The 20,654-nt window shown below is 74.6% G+C and carries 18 protein-coding genes; 15 read left to right on the plus strand and 3 right to left on the minus strand.

Translation table 11 applies throughout. The features are described from left to right. Positions 1-340 precede the first annotated feature (340 nt). Together fbaA and K7787_RS22120 are read left to right on the plus strand one after the other, a co-directional pair. The gene (gene fbaA, locus K7787_RS22115; protein ID WP_009189764.1) at positions 341-1,372 is read left to right on the plus strand and encodes a class II fructose-bisphosphate aldolase; all 1,032 of its coding nucleotides are present in this window, start codon (positions 341-343) and stop codon (positions 1,370-1,372) included. A gap of 195 nt (positions 1,373-1,567) precedes the next feature. Next, a complete protein-coding gene (locus tag K7787_RS22120) occupies positions 1,568-3,055 on the plus strand; it encodes an MFS transporter (protein ID WP_223002668.1) in 1,488 nt (495 codons plus the stop codon). A gap of 267 nt (positions 3,056-3,322) precedes the next feature. On the opposite strand, the gene K7787_RS22125 is transcribed toward K7787_RS22120, so the two are convergent. Beyond that, the gene (locus K7787_RS22125) at positions 3,323-3,742 is read right to left on the minus strand and encodes a DUF3151 domain-containing protein (protein WP_019983344.1); all 420 of its coding nucleotides are present in this window, start codon (positions 3,740-3,742) and stop codon (positions 3,323-3,325) included. A 185-nt stretch (positions 3,743-3,927) separates the two neighbouring features. On the opposite strand from K7787_RS22125, the gene K7787_RS22130 reads away from it, so the two are divergent. The 9 genes from K7787_RS22130 (at position 3,928) to K7787_RS22170 (ending at position 14,592) form a co-directional block, all read left to right on the plus strand. Then, positions 3,928-4,788, plus strand: a complete 861-nt coding sequence (locus K7787_RS22130; protein WP_009189767.1) for a tryptophan 2,3-dioxygenase family protein — start codon at positions 3,928-3,930, stop codon at positions 4,786-4,788. After that, the gene (locus tag K7787_RS22135; RefSeq protein WP_247721162.1) at positions 4,781-6,193 is read left to right on the plus strand and encodes a kynureninase; all 1,413 of its coding nucleotides are present in this window, start codon (positions 4,781-4,783) and stop codon (positions 6,191-6,193) included. Before K7787_RS22130 ends, K7787_RS22135 begins: the two co-directional genes overlap by 8 nt. A gap of 426 nt (positions 6,194-6,619) precedes the next feature. Then, positions 6,620-7,609, plus strand: coding sequence for an alpha/beta hydrolase (locus K7787_RS22140; RefSeq protein WP_223002669.1), 990 nt, complete (start codon positions 6,620-6,622; stop codon positions 7,607-7,609). A 277-nt stretch (positions 7,610-7,886) separates the two neighbouring features. Further along, positions 7,887-9,005, plus strand: a complete 1,119-nt coding sequence (locus K7787_RS22145; RefSeq protein ID WP_247721163.1) for an alpha/beta hydrolase — start codon at positions 7,887-7,889, stop codon at positions 9,003-9,005. A 34-nt stretch (positions 9,006-9,039) separates the two neighbouring features. Then, positions 9,040-10,275, plus strand: coding sequence for an acyltransferase family protein (locus K7787_RS22150; RefSeq protein WP_223002688.1), 1,236 nt, complete (start codon positions 9,040-9,042; stop codon positions 10,273-10,275). Between the two features lie 74 nt (positions 10,276-10,349). Further along, positions 10,350-11,723, plus strand: coding sequence for a sensor histidine kinase (locus K7787_RS22155; RefSeq protein ID WP_223002687.1), 1,374 nt, complete (start codon positions 10,350-10,352; stop codon positions 11,721-11,723). Next, entirely contained in the window at positions 11,720-12,394 is a 675-nt protein-coding gene (locus K7787_RS22160) for a response regulator (protein ID WP_223002670.1), read from the plus strand. The genes K7787_RS22155 and K7787_RS22160 overlap by 4 nt, the downstream gene beginning before the upstream one ends. Positions 12,395-12,544: 150 nt before the next feature. After that, a complete protein-coding gene (locus K7787_RS22165) occupies positions 12,545-13,921 on the plus strand; it encodes a sensor histidine kinase (protein WP_223002689.1) in 1,377 nt (458 codons plus the stop codon). Beyond that, the gene (locus tag K7787_RS22170) at positions 13,918-14,592 is read left to right on the plus strand and encodes a response regulator (protein WP_009189771.1); all 675 of its coding nucleotides are present in this window, start codon (positions 13,918-13,920) and stop codon (positions 14,590-14,592) included. The genes K7787_RS22165 and K7787_RS22170 overlap by 4 nt, the downstream gene beginning before the upstream one ends. 14 nt (positions 14,593-14,606) lie before the next feature. Here K7787_RS22170 and K7787_RS22175 read toward each other — a convergent pair whose 3' ends face one another. Both K7787_RS22175 and K7787_RS22180 read right to left on the minus strand, forming a co-directional pair. Further along, positions 14,607-15,326 carry a response regulator transcription factor gene (locus K7787_RS22175; RefSeq protein WP_247721164.1) on the minus strand — a complete coding sequence of 240 codons (720 nt, stop codon included), beginning with the start codon at positions 15,324-15,326 and terminating at the stop codon, positions 14,607-14,609. Then, entirely contained in the window at positions 15,323-16,624 is a 1,302-nt protein-coding gene (locus tag K7787_RS22180; protein ID WP_223002671.1) for a sensor histidine kinase, read from the minus strand. Before K7787_RS22180 ends, K7787_RS22175 begins: the two co-directional genes overlap by 4 nt. A 139-nt stretch (positions 16,625-16,763) precedes the next feature. Here K7787_RS22180 and K7787_RS22185 point away from each other — a divergent pair, with 139 nt between their 5' ends. From K7787_RS22185 to K7787_RS22200, 4 genes are all read left to right on the plus strand, one after another. Then, positions 16,764-17,195 (plus strand): DUF4190 domain-containing protein, encoded by a 432-nt coding sequence (locus K7787_RS22185; protein WP_247721165.1) that lies wholly within the window; start codon positions 16,764-16,766, stop codon positions 17,193-17,195. A gap of 1 nt (position 17,196) precedes the next feature. Beyond that, positions 17,197-18,744: an alpha/beta hydrolase gene (locus K7787_RS22190; protein WP_223002672.1), complete on the plus strand. Its 1,548-nt coding sequence runs from the start codon at positions 17,197-17,199 to the stop codon at positions 18,742-18,744. Then, entirely contained in the window at positions 18,741-19,961 is a 1,221-nt protein-coding gene (locus K7787_RS22195; protein ID WP_223002673.1) for a cytochrome P450, read from the plus strand. Before K7787_RS22190 ends, K7787_RS22195 begins: the two co-directional genes overlap by 4 nt. Before the next feature lie 87 nt (positions 19,962-20,048). Then, a complete protein-coding gene (locus tag K7787_RS22200; RefSeq protein ID WP_223002674.1) occupies positions 20,049-20,651 on the plus strand; it encodes a Uma2 family endonuclease in 603 nt (200 codons plus the stop codon). Positions 20,652-20,654: the final 3 nt, after the last annotated feature.

Consider the following 20,654-nt stretch of genomic DNA (forward strand, 5'->3'; position numbering starts at 1 on the left):
CGATCCCGGTTCGGCGGCCCCGGTTCGGACGACCCCGGTTCGCGCGACCCCGGTTCGGACGGGCCGCGGGGGGGGCGAGGGGCGGTGCGGGGCGCGCGGAGTGGCGCGCGGGGCGCGAGGCGCAGGGGGTGCGCCGGGCGCGTGCGCTGCGCCGTCCGCGCCCTGTCGTCCACAGGCGGCGCGCGTCCCGTCGTCCACAGCCGACCCGTTATCCACAGGCTGGACGGGGTGTCCGTGGGGAGGGGCGTTGTCTGCGAAGATGGGGCCGACGATGACGTCACTCCCTAGGTCAGGGCCGTAAGCACGCAGAACGCACCCCGCACATACAAGGAGCGGACAGATGCCCATCGCAACCCCCGAGGTCTACAACGAGATGCTCGACCGGGCGAAGGCAGGCAAGTTCGCCTACCCGGCCATCAACGTGACGTCCTCCCAGACCCTGCACGCGGCCCTGCGCGGCTTCGCGGAGGCGGAGAGCGACGGCATCGTCCAGATCTCCACGGGTGGCGCCGAGTTCCTGGGCGGCCAGTACGACAAGGACATGGTCACCGGCGCGGTGGCCCTGGCCGAGTTCGCGCACATCGTCGCCGAGAAGTACCCGGTCAACATCGCGCTGCACACGGACCACTGCCCCAAGGACAAGCTCGACGGGTACGTACGCCCGCTGCTCGCGCTCTCCAAGAAGCGCGTCGACGCCGGTCTGAACCCGCTGTTCCAGTCCCACATGTGGGACGGCTCGGCGGAGACCCTCGCCGACAACCTGGCGATCGCGCAGGAGCTGCTGGAGCAGGCCCGCGCCGCGAAGATCATCCTCGAGGTCGAGATCACCCCGACCGGCGGCGAGGAGGACGGCGTCTCCCACGAGATCAACGACTCCCTCTACACCACGGTCGACGACGCGGTCCGCACCGCCGAGGCGCTGGGCCTGGGCGACAAGGGCCGTTACCTGCTGGCCGCCTCCTTCGGCAACGTGCACGGCGTGTACAAGCCGGGCAACGTCGTGCTCCGTCCCGAGCTGCTGAAGGAGCTGAACGAGGGCGTGGCCGCGAAGTACGGCAAGCCGGCCGGTGCGCAGCCGTTCGACTTCGTCTTCCACGGCGGCTCCGGCTCCTCGGAGGAGGAGATCCGCACCGCCCTGGAGAACGGCGTGGTCAAGATGAACATCGACACCGACACGCAGTACGCGTTCACGCGTCCGGTGGTCGACCACATGTTCAAGAACTACGACGGCGTCCTGAAGGTCGACGGCGAGGTCGGCTCGAAGAAGACGTACGACCCGCGCACCTGGGGCAAGCTGGCCGAGGCCGGCATGGCGGCGCGTGTCGTGGAGGCCTGCGGGCACCTGCGCTCGGCGGGCACCCGCATCAAGTAGGCGTGCGTTCGGCGGACCCGGCGCCTTCGGGCGCCGGGTCCGTCGTGTTTCCGGGGCGCCGGGCTCGTCGCGCTTCTGTGCGTGTGTCTCGTCGCGCTCCTGTGGGTGTGTCGCGTCGCGCTCCTGTGGGGGCGTCGAGGGCCGGCCGGGGCGCTTCCGGATGCCCGGGGGCGGCCGGCGGGGGAGGATCGCCGCATGGCCGTCCCCGCCCCCGTTCCCGCACAGCGAGCGCCCGACGTGAGGATCGCGAGCCCGGCCGGCAGGTGGCTCCTGTTCACCACCGTGCTCGGCTCCAGCATGGTCCTGCTGGACTCGACCGTCGTGAACGTCGCCCTGCCGCGCATCGGCCGCGACCTCGACACCGATCTGGCGGCCCTCCAGTGGACCGTCAACGCCTACATGCTGACCCTGGCCGCGCTCATCCTGCTCGGCGGCTCGCTGGGCGACACCTACGGCCGCCGCAAGGTCTTCGTGATCGGCGTGGTGTGGTTCGCGGCGGCCTCCCTGCTGTGCGGCCTGGCCCCCGGCACCGGCGTGCTGATCTTCGCCCGCGCGCTCCAGGGCGTCGGCGGGGCGCTGCTCACCCCCGGCTCGCTGGCGCTGATCCAGGCCTCCTTCCACCCGGACGACCGGGCGCGGGCGGTCGGCCTGTGGTCGGGGTTCGGCGGCATCGGGGCGGCCGTCGGCCCCTTCCTCGGCGGCTGGCTCGTGGACGGTCCCGGCTGGCGCTGGGTGTTCCTGATCAACGTCCCGCTGGCGCTGCTGTGCGTGCCGGTGGCCCTGCGGCACGTCCCCGAGTCCTCGGCCGGGCGCGCGCACGGCCGCTTCGACGTCGCGGGGGCGGTGCTGGGCGCGGTGGCGCTCGCGCTGGTGACGTACGCGCTCATCGAGGCGCGCGGGGGCTCGCCCGCGGTGGTGGTCGCGGGGCTCGCCGGGGTGGCGGCGGGCTTCGTCTTCTGGCGGGTGGAGAAACGGCGGCCGGACCCGATGCTGCCGCCGGACATCTTCGCCTCCCGCCAGTTCACGGCGGTCAACCTGGTCACCCTGTGCGTGTACGCGGCGTTCGGCGGCTTCTTCTTCCTGACCGCGCTCCAGTTGCAGGTGGTGGCGGGGTACTCGCCGCTGCGGGCGGGGACCGCGCTGCTGCCGACGACGGTGCTGATGCTCTTGTTCTCGGCGCGCTCGGGGGCGCTCGCCGACCGGATCGGGCCGCGGGCGCCGCTGACCGTGGGGCCGTTGCTGTGCGCGGTGGCGATGCTGTTGATGCTGCGGGTGGGGAAGGACGCGGGGTACGTCGCGGATGTGCTGCCGGCGCTGCTGGTCATGGGGGCGGGGATGGTGACGCTGGTGGCTCCGCTGACCGCGACGGTGCTGGCGTCCGTGTCCGCCTCGCGGGCGGGGCTGGCCAGCGGGATCAACAATGCCGCCGCCCGTGCGGCGGGATTGATCGCGGTGGCCGCGTTGCCGTTGCTGGCGGGGATGGGGGCGGAGGCGTATCGGTCGGCGACCGCGTTCGACGCGGCGTTTCGGCGGGCGATGCCGATCTGTGCGGGGGTGCTGGTGGTGGGGGCGGTGGTGGCCTGGGCGACGGTTCGGCGCCCGGCGCCGGGGTGCCGTCAGCCGGAGTGCCGTACGCACGGGTCGGTGACGTGTCCTCCGCTGGAGGTGGGGCGGGGGCGGTGAGGGGGGTGGGGTGGTGTTTTCGCCCCCGCCGCCCCTTCCCGTTCCCGTCCCCTGGGGGCTGCGCCCCCAGACCCGCGTATCGGCCTGGACGGCCTCGTCCTCAAGCGCCGGACGGGCTGGATGGGGGCGGGGCGGGGGGTGGGTAGAGCTGCCGCCCCCGGACCCGGGTATCGGCCTGGACGGCCTCGTCCTCAAGCGCCGGACGGGCTATTGATGGCGGCCCTGGTTTTCAGGTGCCGGGCGGGCCGGGTGGGGAGTGGCCCGTGGTTACGGGTTCAGTTCCGCGTAGGCCTCCGCGCTGCTGTCCTTCAGGAACTCTCGGCAGCGGGTCGCCTCCTCCTTCTCCTCGATCGCGGCGGCGGCGCGGGCCAGGGCGGACAGGCAGCGCAGGAAGCCGCGGTTGGCGCGGTGGTCCCAGGGGATGGGGCCGTGGCCCTTCCAGCCGGCCCGGCGGAGCTGGTCGAGCCCGCGGTGGTAGCCGGTGCGCGCGTAGGCGTACGACTCGACGACCCGGCCGCCCTCGAAGGCGTCGTCGGCGAGCATCGCCCAGGCCAGCGAGAACGTCGGGTACTGGGCCGCGACCTCGGCCGGCGGCCGGGACTCCTCGGCCAGCAGGCGGTACGCGTCCTCGTTCTCCGGGAGGTACGTCGGCTCCGGGCCGCCGAGCAGGTTCTTGTGCGTCGTCATGGCAGAAGTCTGCCACCGGCCACGGGCCACCGGCCCCGGGCCCCGGGCCGCGGGTCACAGCCCGGCGCGGGGGGACTGCCTTGCGATCTGCGGCCGGGCTGCGCAGGATGCGGGTGGGGACCGGGGCCCCCGTGCCGGCATCGGCAGGGGCGGACCGCTACCCGGAGTACATGCAGGAGACAGCGATGTCCCAACAGGCTCAACCGACCGCCCGGCCCGACGAGGCCGCCGCTGAGCCCGAGACCCCGCATCTCGACTTCGAGGGCACGACGCCGTACGAGGACTACGTCAAGGCGGACGTGCTCACCCACCTCCAGCAGACCCTCTCCGACGACCCCGGAGAGATGGTCTTCCTGGTCACCACCCAGGTGATGGAGCTGTGGTTCACCGTCATCGTGCACGAGTGGGAGACCGCCGCCCACGCCCTGCGCGCGGACGACGTGCCGACGGCGATCGCCGCGCTGAAGCGTTCCGTACGGGAGCTGGAGGCGCTGAACGCCTCCTGGCGGCCGCTCGGCCAGCTCACCCCGGCGCAGTTCAACAGCTACCGCGGCGCGCTCGGCGAGGGCTCCGGCTTCCAGTCGGCGATGTACCGGCGCCTGGAGTTCCTGCTCGGCGACAAGTCCGCCTCGATGCTCGTCCCGCACCGCGGCGCGCCCCGCGTCCACGCCGAGCTGGAGAAGGCCCTGCACGAGCCGAGCCTGTACGACGAGGTGCTGCGGCTGCTCGCCCGGCGCGGCCACGCCGTCCCGGAGGCCGTGCTGCGGCGTGACGTGTCGCGGCGCTACGAGCCCTCCCCGGAGGTGGAGGCGGTCTGGACGGCGCTCTACTCCGGCGACGAGCACGACGAACTCGCCCGGCTCGGCGAGGCGTTGACGGACGTCGCCGAACTGGTGTGGCGCTGGCGCAACGACCACCTGGTCGCCACCCGCCGCGCGATGGGCGCCAAGGCGGGCACCGGCGGCTCCGCCGGGGTGGCCTGGCTGGAGAAGCGGGCGCAGAAGTACGTGTTCCCCGAGCTGTGGACGGCGAGGTCCCATGTCTGAGCTGACGGAGCCGACGGAGCGGAAGTCCCCGGCCGGCCGGGCGACGGAGCAGAAGTCCCCGGCCGACCGGAAGTCCCTGGCCGGCCGGGCGGCGGACCGGAAGTCTTTGGCCGACCGGGCGGCGGAGCGGAAGTCCCTGGCCGGCCGGGCGGCGGAGCTGGACGCCGCCGATCCGCTCGCGCCGCTGCGCGACCGGTTCGTCCTGGACGACGGCGGTGTCTACCTCGACGGGAACTCGCTGGGCGCGCTCCCGGCCGGCGTCCCGGACCGGGTCGCGGACGTGGTCCGGCGGCAGTGGGGCGAGCTGCGCATCCGGTCCTGGGGCGAGAGCGGCTGGTGGACCGCGCCCGAGCGGATCGGCGACCGGATCGCCCCGCTGGTCGGAGCCGCGCCGGGGCAGATCGTGGTCGGCGACTCGACCAGCGTGAACGTCTTCAAGGCGTTGGTGGCGGCGGTGCGGATGGCCCGCGAGGCGGGCGCGGAGACAGCCGGCGGGACCGGCGAGGGCGGCGGGAGCGGCGAGGGCGGCGGGAGCGGTGGGACCGGCGGTGGCGAGGGCCGGGACGAGATCCTCGTCGACGCCTCCACCTTCCCCACCGACGGCTACATCGCCGCCTCCGCCGCCCGGATGACCGGCTGCGTCGTCCGTCCGGTCGCGCCGCACGAGGTGCCCGCGGCGCTGTCGCCGCGCACCGCCGCGGTCCTGCTGAACCACGTCGACTACCGCACCGGCCGCCTGCACGACCTGCCGTCCCTCACGGCGGCCGTGCACGCGGCGGGGGCGTACGCCGTCTGGGACCTGTGCCACAGCGCGGGCGCCCTGCCGGTCGGGCTGGACGAGCACGGGGTCGCGCTGGCGGTCGGGTGCACGTACAAGTTCCTGAACGGCGGGCCGGGTTCACCGGCCTTCCTGTACGTCCGCGCCGGGCTGCAGGAGCGCTTCGACTCCCCGCTGCCGGGCTGGAACTCGCACGCCGAGCCGTTCGGCATGCGGCCCGACTACGAGCCGGCGAAGGGCGCGGTGCGCGGCCGGGTCGGCACCCCGGACATCCTGTCCCTGCTCGCCCTGGAGGCGGCGCTGGACGTGTGGGAGGGGGTGTCGGTCGAGGCGGTGCGGGCCAAGTCCCTGGCGCTGACGGACTTCTTCCTGGAGTGCGTCGCCGCCCATGTCCCCGCCGGGCGCGTGGAGTCGGTGACCCCGGCCGCGCACGCGGAACGCGGCAGCCAGGTCGCGCTGCGCTGCGCGGACGCCGGTGAGGTGATGGAGCGCCTGATCGCGCGGGGCGTGGTCGGCGACTTCCGCGCCCCGGACATCCTCCGCTTCGGCTTCACCCCGCTCTACGTCGGCTTCGCCGACGCGGAGCGGGCGGCGCGGGTGCTGGGGGAGGTGCTGAAGGGGGCGTAGCGCAGTCGGGGAGGGACCGGGACGGGTCGGGACCGGGACGGGACCGGGGCGGGTCGGGCTGGGCGCCCACCCGGCTCGGGCGCCCACCCGGCCGGGGTGCTCATCCGGCCGGGGTGCCCACCTGGCCTGGGCGCCCGCCCGGCCTGGGCACCCGCCCGGCCGGGGTTGCTCATCCGGCCGGGCGCCCACCCGGCCCGGCCCGAACGGATCCCCTGGGGACCGGTCCCGGGCCCGTCTCCGCCCGGGGCGGTCGGGCGGGCGCTCCGAACGCCCGCACCGGCGTCGTACGTGCGTGTCGGTGCACGTCATGCGCCTGGTACCGTCCCGCCAACGGCCGAACCGGCGCCGAGCGCGACCCCGCGCCCGCCGGTTCCGTTGCGTCGCCGTTTCGCCGTAACGCCGTTTCACCGCTGAGAGGTTGGAGCAATGCCGGACGCCGCCGCACCCCGCGACGCCGCAGGTGACCTGGCCGGACGGGACCCGGTGGCGCGGGACGCCGCGGAGGAGGCGTCCGCCTTCTCGCACGCGCCCGTCGAGCCCGACGGCACCGCCGCCTACGGCGACCACCCGGACCAGGTCATCGACTTCTACGCCCCGCGCGGCCCCGGCGAAGCCGGCGGAACCGGCGGAACCGGCGATGCCGCGCCCGCCGGTTCCGCACCGCGCGGCCTTGGCGGCTCCGCGCCCGCCGGTTCGGCCCCGCTCGTCGTGGTGCTGCACGGCGGCGCCTGGCGGGCTCCGTACGACCGGCGGCACGTCACGCCGTTCGCGGACTTCCTCGCGCGGCGCGGCTTCGCCGTGGCCAACGTCGAGTACCGGCGCGGCGCCGAGGGTCCCGCCGGGGAGCCGCCCGTCGCGGGCCGCTGGCCGGACACCTTCGACGACGTGGCCGCCGCGCTGGACGCGCTGCCCGCGCTCGCCGAACGGACGCTCCCGCAGGCCGACACGCGGCGTACGGTCCTCACCGGCCACTCCGCGGGCGGCCACCTCGCCCTGTGGGCAGCGGCCCGGCACGTCCTGCCCGCCGGCTCCCCCTGGCGCACCGACGGCCCGGCCCCGCTGCGCGGCGTGGTCGCGCTCGCTCCCATCGCCGACTTCGAGGCCGCCGGGAAACTGGGTGTGTGCGGCGGCGCGGCGCTCCAACTGCTCGGCGGGGAGGAGCACTTCGCCGAGCGGCGGCTCCACGCCGATCCCACCCTGCTGCTGCCCACCGGCATAGCGACGACCGTGGTGCAGGGCCGGACGGACGTGGTCGTACCGCAGGCGGTGGCCGAGGCGTACGCGGACGCGGCGGCCCGGGCGGGCGAACCGGCGGGCCTGACCCTGCTGGAGGACGTCGGCCACTTCCCGCTGATCGACCCGGCGGCCGACGCCTGCGCGGTGGTCGCGGAGGAGATCGCCCAACTCGCCTGGTGAACGACGGCCCGCCGGCCCCCGCAGTGATCACGAGCCCCGGCGCCCGGCACCCCAGGGTCGGCGCCCGGCGCCCCAGGGTCCGAGGTGGCCCGAGTGCCCGGCGTGACCGTGGGTCCGGGCGCCCCGGGGCGACCACGGGATCTGCCGCACCCCCATACCCGTAATACCTGAGAGCTACGGCGGAGAACAGCTCCCGGGCGGGACGCGAGCGATGCGGTCCGATCCGTAATTTCCCTTCCAGTCGAGCCCGGTGCGCGGGCGGAGCGGAGGGGGAGCCATGGGGCCGGATGCGGCGGTCGTCGCCGGGCAGCGGACAGCGTGCGTCACCGTTCGGGAGCGGGAGCGGGAGCGGGAGCGGGAGCGGGAGCGGGAGCGGGAACGGGGACGGGGAAGGGGACCGGGGCCGCGGGCGCCGCGGCGCGAGGACGCCTCCCGGAGGCCGCGCCGAGGAATCCGGACGCTGCTCGCCGTCCTCGTCCTCGCGGCCGTGGTGGTGCCTCTGTCGGCGGCCGCCCGCCCCCGGATCCCCGCCCCGGCGCCGGCGGATCTCGCCGCCCCGGCCACGCCCGCCGCTCTGACGTCGGTCTACGCGGCGAACCGCGCCGACGCCGCACAGGCGTCCCGCATGGCCGCCGCGCACGGCTACGCGCACCGCGCGGCCGTGGACCGGGACCTGGCGTCCCCCTCCCGCCACCTGCTCTCCTTCGACGGCCGCGGCCCGGGCCGTGTCACGGAGGTGATCGGCGACCTGGCGCACGCGGACCGCGTCGCCGTCCTCGTCCCCGGCTCGGACACCTCGCTCGACACCTACGACCGCTTCCGGGCGGACGCCCTCGCCCTCTCCCGGGAGCTGACCCGCAGGGCACCCGCCGGAACACACCCGGCGGTGGTCGCCTGGCTCGGCTACGAGACACCGGACACGGTCAGCACCACGGTCCTCACCACGCGCCGCGCCGAGCGGGCGGCCCCGCACCTGCGGCAGCTGGTCCGCGAGCTGCGGGGCGTGACCGGCCGCGCGGCGCGCATCGCCCCGGTGTGCCACTCCTACGGTTCGGTGGTGTGCGGCCGCGCCGCCGCAGGACTGGCCGTGTCCGACATCGTCCTGCTCGGCAGCCCCGGCACCGGCGCCGACACCGTGGCGGCGCTGCACACCCGGGCCCGCGTCTGGGCGGCTCGTGGCGACGACGACTGGGTGGCGAACGTGCCGCACGCCCGCGCCGACCTGCTCGGCAGGACATTCGGGTTCGGCGCCGATCCCATGGCCCCGGCCTTCGGCGCCCGGGTCTTCCCGGCCGGAAGAGGCGGCCACAGCGACTACTTCAGCCCCGGCTCCCCGTCCCTGGCCAACCTTGCCCGGATCGTCCTGGGTCCCGCGAAGGAGACCCGTGGTGACTGATCACCGCACCGTCGCGCTCACCCGTCCCACCCGCATGCGCGTCCCCGCCCGCATGCGCGTCCCCTCCCGTGTACGCGCCGCCGCCCGCCGTGTCGACGCCGCCACCCCGCCGCACCGGGACCGCGCGGTGGACGCCCTGCGCGCGGGCGCGATCCTGGGAGTGGTCCTGGGCCACTGGCTGGTCACCGCGCTGGTCGCGGACCTTCAGACGCGCCCCCGCCCGACGCTCCGCACCGCGAGCCCCCTGCACTTCATGCCCTGGCTGGCGCCCGTCTCCTGGGCCTTCCAGACGCTGGCCGTGTTCTTCCTGGTCGGCGGCCGCGTGGCCATGCGTAGCCATCTGTCGGCCCGTGCCCGCGGTGTCGCCTACCCGCGGTGGCTCCGTGCCCGTCTGTCCCGCCTGTCCAGGCCGACCGTCGCGGTACTGGCCCTGTGGGCGCCGGCCGCCGCCGCACTCCTGCTGACCGGGACGGACCCGGCCACGATCCGCACCCTCGTCAAACTGGCCCTGTCCCCGATGTGGTTCCTGCTGGTCTTCGCCGCGCTGACCGCCGCCACCCCGCTGCTGACCGGACTCAGCCCGCTGTGGCCCCTGGCCGTCGTCCTGCACGTGGACCTTCTCCGCTTCGGCCTCGGTGCCCCCGACTGGCTCGGCTGGCTGAACCTGCCCGCCGGCTGGCTGGTTCCGTACGCCCTCGGCGCGGCCTGGGCCCGCGGTGAACTGGAGAGCCGCCGCGCGGGCTGGACGCTGCTGGGCGGCGGCGCGGCGGCGACCGCCGCACTCGTCGTCTGGGCGGGCTACCCGGCGTCGATGGTCGGCGTCCCGGGCGCCGCGGTCTCCAACCTGGATCCGCCGACCCTGGCCACCGTCACCTTCGGCCTCGCCCAGTGCGGCCTGGCCCTGCTGCTGCGCGACCGGCTGGGCCGGGCGATGCGCCGTCCACTCGCCTGGGCGGCCGTGGCCCTGGTCAACCTGTCCGCGATGACGATCTTCCTCTGGCACCAGACCGCCCTGATGGCGACCACCGCCCTGGGCCTCCTCGCGGGCCGTCTGCCCGGCCTCCACACCCTCCCCGACGACCTGGCGTGGGTGGCGTACCGACTGGCCTGGCTCCCGGTCTTCGCGCTGGCGCTGGCCGTGTGCCGGACGGCGTTCCACGGCCGCGAACACGGCATCGGCCCGCACCGCTCCCCCGCGGCCCGGGCGCACCGCCCCGGAGCCCGCGAGCCCGGCCCGGTCCCTGCCGGAGAGCCTAGGGTGGACGCGTGATCGGAGGGGAGAGCCGCGTCCGGCGAGGACTGCGGACACTGCGCGGCGACCTGTGGAGCCTGAAGGCGGACCCCATGCCGCCCTCCGTCTGGCTGCGCTGGCTGCCGCACGGCATCGTGTGGCTGCTCGCCGTCGGGGTCCTGGCCGGCGGCCCGGAACAACTCCACGCGAGCGGCGGCCTGGCTCTCAGGTACGCGCTCCTCATCGCGCTCTGCCAGAGCGGCGCGGTGGCGCTCGCCCTGTGGCGTCCCGTCCCGGCGTGGTGGCTGTCGACCGCCGTCACGGTGGTGGCGGCGGTCGCGGTGCACGACCGGCTGAGGGCCGACTTCATGCGGCCCTGGCCCTGGACGGCGGCCGGGCTCATCGGTCATCTCCTCGTCCTGCTGCTGCTCGCCCTGCGGGTGCGCGTCCGCGTCGCCGTGGAGGCGCTGGCCGTGACCGTGCTGGTCACCTACGTCCTGGAAGGTCTGTGGGGCGCGGTGGCATACCAGCCCACAGGGGTCGTCGCGGTGGTCCTGTCCGCGGTCGCGGTGGTACTCGGCGCCGCCCTGCGGGGCCGCCGCGAGGCCCGCGCGGAGCTGGGCCGCCAGACCACGCTCACCGCGGAGGAACGGGCCCGGCGCACCCTCCTGGAGGAACGCAGCCGCATCGCCCGGGAACTGCACGACGTCGTCGCCCACCACATGTCGGTCATCTCCATCCAGGCGCAGGTGGCGCCGTATCTGACGGCGGATCCCTCGGACGAGCTGAAGGAGAACCTCGCCGGCATCCGGCAGAACGCGCTGGAGGCGCTCGCCGAACTGCGCCGCGTGCTCGGCGTGCTGCGCTCGCCGAACCCCGAGGACCCCTACGGCCTCGGCGAACCGGGCGCCGGAGCGGCGCCGCGCGGCCCGCAGCCCACCCTCGACCGCCTCGACGCCCTGGTCGAGAACACCCGCGCCGCCGGACTGACGGTCGTCCTGGAGACCGAGGACACCCGGACCCGGCCGCGGCCCTACTCGCCCGGCGTGGAGCTGTCGGCGTACCGCATCGTCCAGGAGGCTCTCAGCAACGCCCTCCGGCACGCCCCGGGCTCGACGGTCCGCGTCGAGATCACCCACATCCCCGACGGCCTGCACCTGAGTGTGGTCAACTCCCGTCCGCAGCAGCCCGTCACGCCCTCCACGGGCGCGGGGCACGGCCTGCTGGGGATGCGGGAGCGAGCGGCGATGCTGGGCGGCCACGTCACCGCAGTCAGGACCCTGCACGGGGGCTTCGCCGTCACCGCCTTCCTGCCCCGCGACGGCACGGCCCCCCTCGCCGATCCCGGCCTGCCCGGCCTGCCCGTGGCCACCACCGGTCCGGCCGGCGCTCCTGACTTCGTCCTCGAACCGCCGGCCGCGCCCCGCACCCCGCAGGACACCGCCGTGCCGGGCCCACCGCCCCCGACAGGAGAACAGACCCCATGAGCAGCGGCAGCATCCGCGTCCTCATCGCCGACGACCAGCAGATGGTCCGGCAGGGCTTCGGCGTCCTGCTCGACGTCCAGCCGGACATCGAGGTGGTCGGCCAGGCGGTGGACGGCCGGGACGCCGTCGCCAAGGTCGCCGAACTCGCCCCGGACGTGGTCCTCATGGACATCCGCATGCCCGAGCTGAACGGCATCGAGGCGACCCGCCACGTCACGGCCCACGCGCCGGGCACGCGAGTGCTGGTGCTCACCACCTTCGACCTCGACGACTACGTGTACGAGGCGCTGTGCGCCGGCGCGTCCGGCTTCCTCCTGAAGGACGCCTCCGCCGATCAGTTGGCCGAGGCGGTGCGGGTGGTCGCGGCCGGTGACGCTCTGCTGGCGCCCGGGATCACCCGCAGGCTGATCGCCGAGTTCTCCCGGATGAACGGCAGGCCGCGCGGCCCGCTCAAGGCACGCGTCGGCACCCTGACCGAGCGGGAGACGGAGGTGCTCGCGTTGATCGCCCAGGGCCTGTCGAACGCGGAGATCGCCGAGCGCCTCGTCGTCGCCGAGCAGACGGTGAAGACCCATGTCGGCCGCATCCTGGTCAAGCTGGGGCTCAGGGACCGCACCCAGGCGGCGGTGTTCGCGTACGAATCCGGGCTGGTGCGGCCCTCCGGCTCCTGAGCGCGGGCCGCCCCGGGGCTACCCGTAGTACCTGAGACGGACCCGCCGGAACCCCCCTCACTGGGGACGACCGCGGCCCCGGCCGCCGCCTACGGTTTCACCGTGACCGACACGACCCGGACCCAGGCCCGCACCCTGACCGAGACCCAGATGCCGCCGGGCGGCGCGTTCGCCCCGTACAAGCCGCGCAGCCCGGAGTTCCGGGCGGCGGCGCAGGCCCTGCGCGGGCTGCGCCAGGACCTGTTCCGGGACGTCCTCGCCTACCGGCCGCTGCCCCGCCGCGACCCGGACGGCCCGCTGATCGGGCGGCTGCCCGGCCGGCTGCGGGAGTACGCGACCTGGACGCCGCACGCCCTGGTGGCGGGCAGCGGCCTGCTGACCGTGATCGCCGCCTGGTCGGCCGCCGAGAGCGAGGCCACGGCCCCGGTGTACGGGCTGGTGCTGCTGGTCCCGGTGCTGCTCACGCTGGTCCGCCCGGTCGCGGCGTTCTGGCTGGCCCTGCTCGCGACCGCCGTCACGTCGGCCGTCGCCGGCACGTACGACGACTGGCCCTGGCCGCCCGAGGGCTTCCTGGCGTACCTGACGGTGCTCACCGTGGTGGCGGTGCGCACCCGGCCGCGCACCGCGGCCTGGATGTGGGTCGTCACCGCGTTCTACGCCTTCACCACCGAGACCGTCGGCACGTCCTACGACAACGACTCCGGCGCCATGCTGACGGTGTCCGCGCTGGTGCTGCTGGCCGTCAGCGTCTGGCACATCCGCCGGGAGGCCGAGCAGACGGTGACCGCGCAGCAGACGGTGACCGAGCACGAGCGCTCGCGCCGCACGCTGCTGGAGGAGCGCACCACGATCGCCCGCGAGCTGCACGACGTGGTGGCCCACCACATGTCCGTCGTCGCGATCCAGGCCGAGGCCGCCCCGTACCGCGTCCAAAACCCGCCGCCCGAGCTGGAGAAGGCGTTCGCCACGATCCGCGAGAACGCGGTGGCCGCCCTCACCGAGCTGCGCCGCGTCCTCGGCGTGGTCCGCGCGGAGGACGACGCGGCGCCCGACGCCCCGCAGCCCACCCTCGCCGACCTCGACACGCTGCTGGCCAACGTGCGGGAGGCCGGGCTCGATGTGTCGAAGGCGGTGACCGGCGCGGTGCGCGAACTCCCGCAGGGCGTCGAGCTGTCGGCGTACCGGATCGTCCAGGAGGCGCTGAGCAACGTCCTGCGGCACGCGCCCGGCGCGGACGCCCGGGTGGAGATCGGCTACGTCCTCGGCGGCCTCGGGCTGCGCGTCGTCAACGGCCCGCCGCCCGCGCCGTCCCTGGTCAAGCCGTCGCCGGGCGCGGGGCACGGCATCACCGGGATGCGGGAGCGGGTGTCGATGCTGGACGGCGAGATGACGGCGGGGCCGACGGACGAGGGCGGGTACGAGGTGACGGTGTTCCTGCCGGCCCCCTCGGTCGTCCCGGCCACCGCGGCCGAGACGGGAACCGTGGGCGCCGACGGGGCCGTGGGCGGCGACGGGGGCGCCGCGTGACGGCCGACCCGATCCGCGTCCTGATCGCGGACGACCAGATGATGGTCCGCGAGGGCTTCTCGGTGCTGCTGAACGCGATGCCCGGCATCGAGGTCGTCGGCGAGGCCGTCAACGGCCGCGAGGCGGTGCGGCGGGTGCGCGAACTCGCCCCGGACGTGGTGCTGATGGACATCCGCATGCCCGAGCTGAACGGCATCGAGGCGACCCGGGAGATCGTCGCCGCGGACGGCACGGCGAAGGTGCTGGTGCTGACCACGTTCGATCTGGACGAGTACGTGTACCAGGCGCTGCGGGCGGGCGCGTCGGGCTTCCTGCTGAAGGACGCCTCCGCGCGGCAACTCGCCGACGGCGTGCGGGTGGTGGCCGCCGGTGAGGCGCTGCTCGCCCCCTCGGTCACCCGGCGGCTGATCACCGAGTTCGCCAAGCTGTCCGGCCCCGCCCGGCCGCCGGCCGCCGCGCAGGCGGCGTACGGGGACCTCACGGAACGGGAGACGGAGGTGCTGGTCCTGATCGCGCAGGGCCTGTCGAACGGGGAGATCTCGGAACGGCTGGTGGTCGCCGAGTCCACCGTCAAGACCCATGTGAGCCGCGTCCTGGTCAAGCTGGGCCTACGGGACCGCACCCAGGCGGCGGTCTTCGCCTACGAGGCCCGACTGGTCACCCCGGGCTGAGCGGCCCCGCGGCGTCAGCCGTTGAATCCGGGCATCACCAGACCGGATTCGTAAGCGATCACCACCGCATGGGTCCGGTTCTGCGCACCGAGCTTGCTCAGCACGTTCCCGACGTGTGTCTTCACGGTCTCCAGGCTCACCGTGAGCGCCCGGGCGATCTCGGGGTTGGACTGGCCGGTGGCCATCAGCCGCAGTACCGCCTCCTCGCGCTCCGTCAGTGCCGCCTTCGGCAGCGCCTCGGCGCAGCTCAGGGGGCGGGCGGTGACCATCTGGCGCAGGGCCGCCGGGAAGAGGATCGTCTCCCCCGCAGCCACGATCCGCACCGCCTCCGCGATCTGCCGGACCGGACGCCGCTTGAGCACGAACCCGCTGGCTCCCGCGCTGAGCGCGGCGGTGACGTAGTCGTCGTTCTCGAAGGTGGTGATCACCACGACCTTCGGCGGGTCGGCGCACTCGGCGAGGAGTCGCCGGGTGGCTTCGATGCCGTTGCGGCGCGGCATCCGCACATCCATCAGGACCACGTCCGGCCGCAGCAGCCGGGCCCGTTCGACCGCCTCCTCCCCGTCGGCGGCCTCCCCGACCACCGTGATCCGCGGCTGCGCCGCGAGCAGGGTGCGCAGACCGCTGCGGGTCACCTCGTCGTCGTCCGCGATCAGGAGAGTGACCGTGGAGGCGGCGGGAGGGGTGGTGGCGGTGTCGGTCGTGGCGGCGACGACCGGGTCCGGGCCGGTCATGCCGGCACCCGCAGCGGCAGGCGGACCACCAGCCGCCAGTGCTCGGCGCCGTGGGGACCCGCCTCCAACTCGCCGTGCAGCAGCCGTACGCGCTCGGCGAGGCCGGGCAGACCGTGCCCGGAGGTCGGAAAGACGCCGCGGCCCGCACCTGTGCCCGTGCTCTTCTCCCGCCCGGTCCGGTTGACCACACTGAGCCGCAGCCCGTCCGGCGTCGCCGCCACCCCGACCTGGATCGGGCCGCCCGCCCCGTGCCGCAGCGCGTTCGTCAGCCCCTCCTGCACGATCCGGTAGGCCGCCCGGGACAGCGTTCCCCGCACCTGTGCCAGGTCACCCGTCAGCTCCGGCTCGATCACCGCGCCCGTGTGCCGCAGCCGGTCCATCAGTTCGGGCAGATCCGCCAGGGTCCGGGCCGGCGCCGTCTCCGCCTGCTCCTCGCGCAGCACGCCCAGTACATAGTCCAGGTCCTCCAGCGCGGCCCGGGCCGACTCCTCGATGCCGTGGAGCGCGGCGCGGGCCGAGGCCGGGTCGGTGGCGAGCACCTCGCTCGCCACCGCCGCCTGGATCGTGGCCGCCGTCAGCGTATGACCGATCGAGTCGTGCAACTCGTGCGCCAGCCGGTTGCGTTCGGCGAGCCGCTGCTCCCGTTCGGCCGCCAGCGCGAGCCGTTCGGCCGGCGACGGCCCCAACAGCCGTGGCGCCAGCCACCGCAGAGCGCTCGTCATCGCCCCGCACACGAGGGCCGCCAGCAGCACACAGACGATCGCCGCCGCCCAGCTCTGCGGGCCGCGCTCCGGCCGCAGCGTCCAGTCGAGCAGGACGATCTCCGGGTCGCCGCCGAGCCAGTGCTCCGGCAGGGCCAGGCCGGTGAGGAACAGCACGCCGCCCGCCAGCGTCCCCGTCCAGCCCACCGCCACATGCAGCAGCAGCCACAGAGGCGTCCGCCAGCGGCCGGCGCCGGACGGCACCGCGGCGGCCGGCGCGGCGGGAGTCGGGCCGTCTCCGGGCGAGCCCACGCGCTTGCGTACGGGCACGGGGTCCGGCAACCGCACCTTCAACAGGCGGCGGGCGGACGCGACCAGCACCCGCCGGGTGGCGGGGACGAGGCCGACCGCGGCGATCAGCGCCGCCCAGACCGACAGGGCCAGCACGGCCCGCACTCCGTACGGAGCGGAACGCCACGCCAGCGCCGGGACCACGGCGAGCGGCAGCAGCGGAGCGCTCGCCGTCGCACCGAGGAAGGCGAACAGCACGCCCGAATACGTGGAGCCGCGCGGGAACGGCCGGATTGCCCTGGTCATAGCCGGCAAGTATGGCCGCTCGGCGCGCGGCGGCCCTCCCTCGATCGGGGGAGGGCTTTTTCCCGCCTTCGCGCGATGTGCGCCCGCACCCTCCGCTCCCATGATCGTGCCCTGCCAAGTCGACACGGGAGGACGACGGATGAAGACGCGAACGACGGCGGCGGCGCCGCGGTACACGACGACGGCCGGGACCGCTCCGGCGGGGAGGACGGCGGCGCCGCCCGGACGCCCGGTGGGCGGCATGCGGCTTCCGGCCGCCCGGGACGGCCTGGCCACGGCGGCCCTGGCGGTGGGTGTCACCGGCCTGTTCACCTCGGTGCTCCTCGTCGGGGGACTGCTCGGCGTCCTCGGCGTGGCCCTGGGGGTCGCGGCCCTGAAGACGGCCGGGCGGACCGGCGCGGGCCGGGGCAGGGCCGTGACCGGCGTGGTGACGTCGCTCTTCGCGATCGCGCTGTCCGTGCTGTCCGCCGTTCTCCTGGCCTGGTACGCGAACAGGACGCAGGAGTGCTACCGGCCCGACAGCCTCCAGCAGTACGCGCAGTGCGTCCGGCAGCACCTCGCCGGGAGCTGAGATGCGGCTGAGGCGCCCTCCGACTCCCCGCCACCCCTCACCGACAAGGACGAGCATCACCGTGCGCACCACACGCAGGGCCTCCCTCACGGCCGTCGGCGCCGTAGTGGCCTCCCTGATGACGCTGACACCCACGACGGCCGTCGCGGCATCCGGGGCCGCCGCCCCGGACCCCCTGCGGCGGTACACGCAGCAGAAGCTCGACTGGCGGCCCTGCGACGCGAAGACGGCGCCCGCCGCCTTCCAGTGCGCGACCCTCAAGGTGCCGCTGGACTACGGCGACCCCGGCGGCGAGCAACTCACCATCGCAGTGGACCGGTTGAGAGCGGGCAGCGCCGAGGACCGCCGTGGCGTGCTGCTGTTCAATCCCGGCGGCCCCGGCGCGCCGGGCCTGGACCTCCCGGTCGCCCTGGAGGCGTTCCTCCCCCGCGAGGTGAAAAGGCGCTACGACCTCGTCGGGTTCGACCCGAGGGGCATCGGGCAGAGCTCTCCCCTCAGCTGCGGTCTGTCTCCCGACGAGTTGAACTTCGACCGCCCGTACCACGCCGAGACCTTCGCGAACGACGTGCGGTGGGCGCGCACGGTGGCCGCCAAGTGCGAGGCCGCGGCGGGGAGGAAGCTCCGGCACATCACCACCCGCGACACCGCACGCGACATGGACGTCCTGCGCGCCGCCCTCGGCGAGCGGAAGATCTCCTACTACGGGGGTTCGTACGGCACCTATCTCGGCGCCGTCTACCTGCAGATGTTCCCCCGGCGGGCCGACCGGTTCGTGCTGGACAGCGCGGTCGACCCGGTGCGGTACGGACGGGGCACCTTCCAGGAGATGGCGCAGGGGACCGAGCCGGCTTTCGTGAGATGGAGCCGGTGGACCGCCCGGCGGCACACGACGTACCGGCTCGGCACGACCCCGGCCGAGGTCCGCGCGACCTTCTGGGACATCGTCGCCCGGGCCGACCGCACACCCGTCGTCACCGACGGGGGGACCCTCACCGGCGACGACATCCGCTCCGCCCGCGACATCTTCTTCCAGGAGCGGAAGGCCGCCGACTGGGTCGCCGGGCTGAAGAAGGCCGCCGAGGCCACCGAGCCGGCCGCACCGGCGCCCTACCCCGAGCTGCCCCCGGAGAACACGATCGCGGGCCTGTGGGCGGTCATGTGCGGCGACACCGCCGCCGCGTGGCCGCGCGACCCCGAGCAGTACCGGCGCGACGCCGTCCGCGACAAGGCCCGGTACCCGCTGTACGGCGATTTCGCCTCCACCGTCAAACCGTGCGCCTTCTGGAAGCCCGGCAGCGAGGCCGCGACCGAGGTGGACAACGACGCCGAGGCGCTCATACTCCAGAACGAGTGGGACCCGCAGACGCCCCTGTCAGCCGCCCGGAGCATGCACCGGGCCCTGCACGGCTCGCGGATGATCACCGTCGCGGGGGGCGAGGGCCACGGCGTCTACGGTGCGCGATCCTGTGCGGACGAGGTCGCCGACGACTACCTGATCACGGGCCGGCTCCCGGCCGAGGACCGCACGTGCCCTATCGTCCGTCCATGACGGCCGCATCCGATCTCCCCTTCGCCCCCTGGGACCCGGCGTTCGTCGCCGATCCCTACCCCGCCTACGCCGAGCTGCGCGCCCGTGGCCGGGTGCTCCGCTACGAGCCCACCGACCAGTGGCTGGTCCCGCGCCACGCGGACGTGGCCGCGCTGCTGCGCGACCGGCGGCTGGGGCGGACCTATCGGCACCGGTTCACGCACGCGGAGTTCGGCCGCACCCCGCCGCCGCCCGCGCACGAGCCGTTCCACGTCCTCAACGACCACGGGATGCTCGACCTGGAGCCGCCGGACCACACCCGCATCCGGCGCCTGGTGTCCAAGGCGTTCACCCCGCGCACGGTGGAGCGGCTGAAGCCGTACGTGCACGAGCTGGCCGGCCGATTGGTGGGCGCCCTCGTCGAGGCGGGCGGCGGCGATCTGCTCGCGGACGTCGCCGAACCGCTGCCGGTGGCGGTGATCGCCGAGATGCTGGGCATCCCCGAGGCGGACCGGCCGCTGCTGCGCCCCTGGTCGGCGGCGATCTGCGGGATGTACGAGCTGAACCCGTCCGAGGAGACGGCGGCGCGGGCGGTACGGGCCTCGGTGGAGTTCTCCGAGTATCTGCGCGAACTGATCGCGGCTCGCCGCGAGAACCCCGGCGAGGACCTGATCTCCGGTTTGATCGCGGCGCACGACGAGGGCGACCGGCTCACCGAACAGGAGATGATCTCCACGGCGGCGCTGCTGCTGAACGCCGGCCACGAGGCCACCGTGAACGCCACCGTCAACGGCTGGTGGGCGCTGTTCCGCAACCCGGACCAGCTGGCCGCCCTGCGCGCCGACCACGCGCTTGTCCCGACGGCCGTCGAGGAGCTGATGCGCTACGACACCCCGCTCCAGCTCTTCGAGCGCTGGGTGCTGGACGACATCGAGATCGACGGCACCACGATCCCGAGGGGCGCGGAGATCGCCATGCTGTTCGGCTCCGCCAACCACGACCCGGAGGTCTTCGCCGCCCCCGACCGGCTGGACCTCGCCCGCCGCGACAACCCGCACATCTCCTTCAGCGCGGGCATCCACTACTGCATCGGCGCCCCGCTGGCCCGCATCGAACTCGCCGCCTCGATGACGGCCCTGCTCGACCGCGCACCGGCCCTCACCCTGGCCGCCGAGCCGGAACGGAAGCCGAACTTCGTGATCCGGGGGCTGGAGGGGCTGGCGGTGACGGTCCGGTGATCACCTGATCGGCTGATCCGTACGCGATCGGCCCCCTGTCCGCCACCTCACCCGACAAGCTGGTGCGCGCCTACGAGAGGAGGCGCCATGACGGCGGCGGCGAAGCGCACCTCGCACGCGCCCCAGATGTCGGTCGAGGAGTTCGAGAGGATCGCCGCGTTCGCGGCCGAGGACACCGACGACGCCGTCAGGTTCGAGTTCATCGACGGGCGGATCGGGGTCAAGCGGGCGCCGGACGGCGACCGCGACACCATCGTCATGTGGCTGATGCGGCAGTGCATGCGGGCGCGGCCCGAGCTGGACCTGTACCAGGGACAGGGGCTGGAAGTGGAGAAGGACCGCAAGGGGCGGGCCCGCCCGGACGGAGTGCTCGTGCCCGCCGCGCACTTCGCCGGACACGGTGAGTGGGCCCCGGCCGAGGGCGTCCTCCTCGTGCTGGAGGTCACGTCGTACGACTCCGGCACCGACCGGCGCGACCGGCAGGAGAAGCCCGTGGCGTACGGGGCCGCGGGCATCCCGTGCTATCTGCTGATCGACCGTGCCGGCCGCTCGGTCACGCTGTTCAGCGAGCCCCAGGCCGAAAGGGGCTACGCGAGCACCGCACGGAGGAGCTTCCACGGCACTCTGCCGCTGCCCGAACCGCTGGGCTTCGAACTCGACATCAGCGAGCTGGAGCAGTACGCCGACTGACCG

The sequence above is a fragment of the Streptomyces sennicomposti genome (assembly GCF_019890635.1).
In the GTDB taxonomy this organism is placed as follows: Bacteria; Actinomycetota; Actinomycetes; order Streptomycetales; family Streptomycetaceae; genus Streptomyces; species Streptomyces sennicomposti.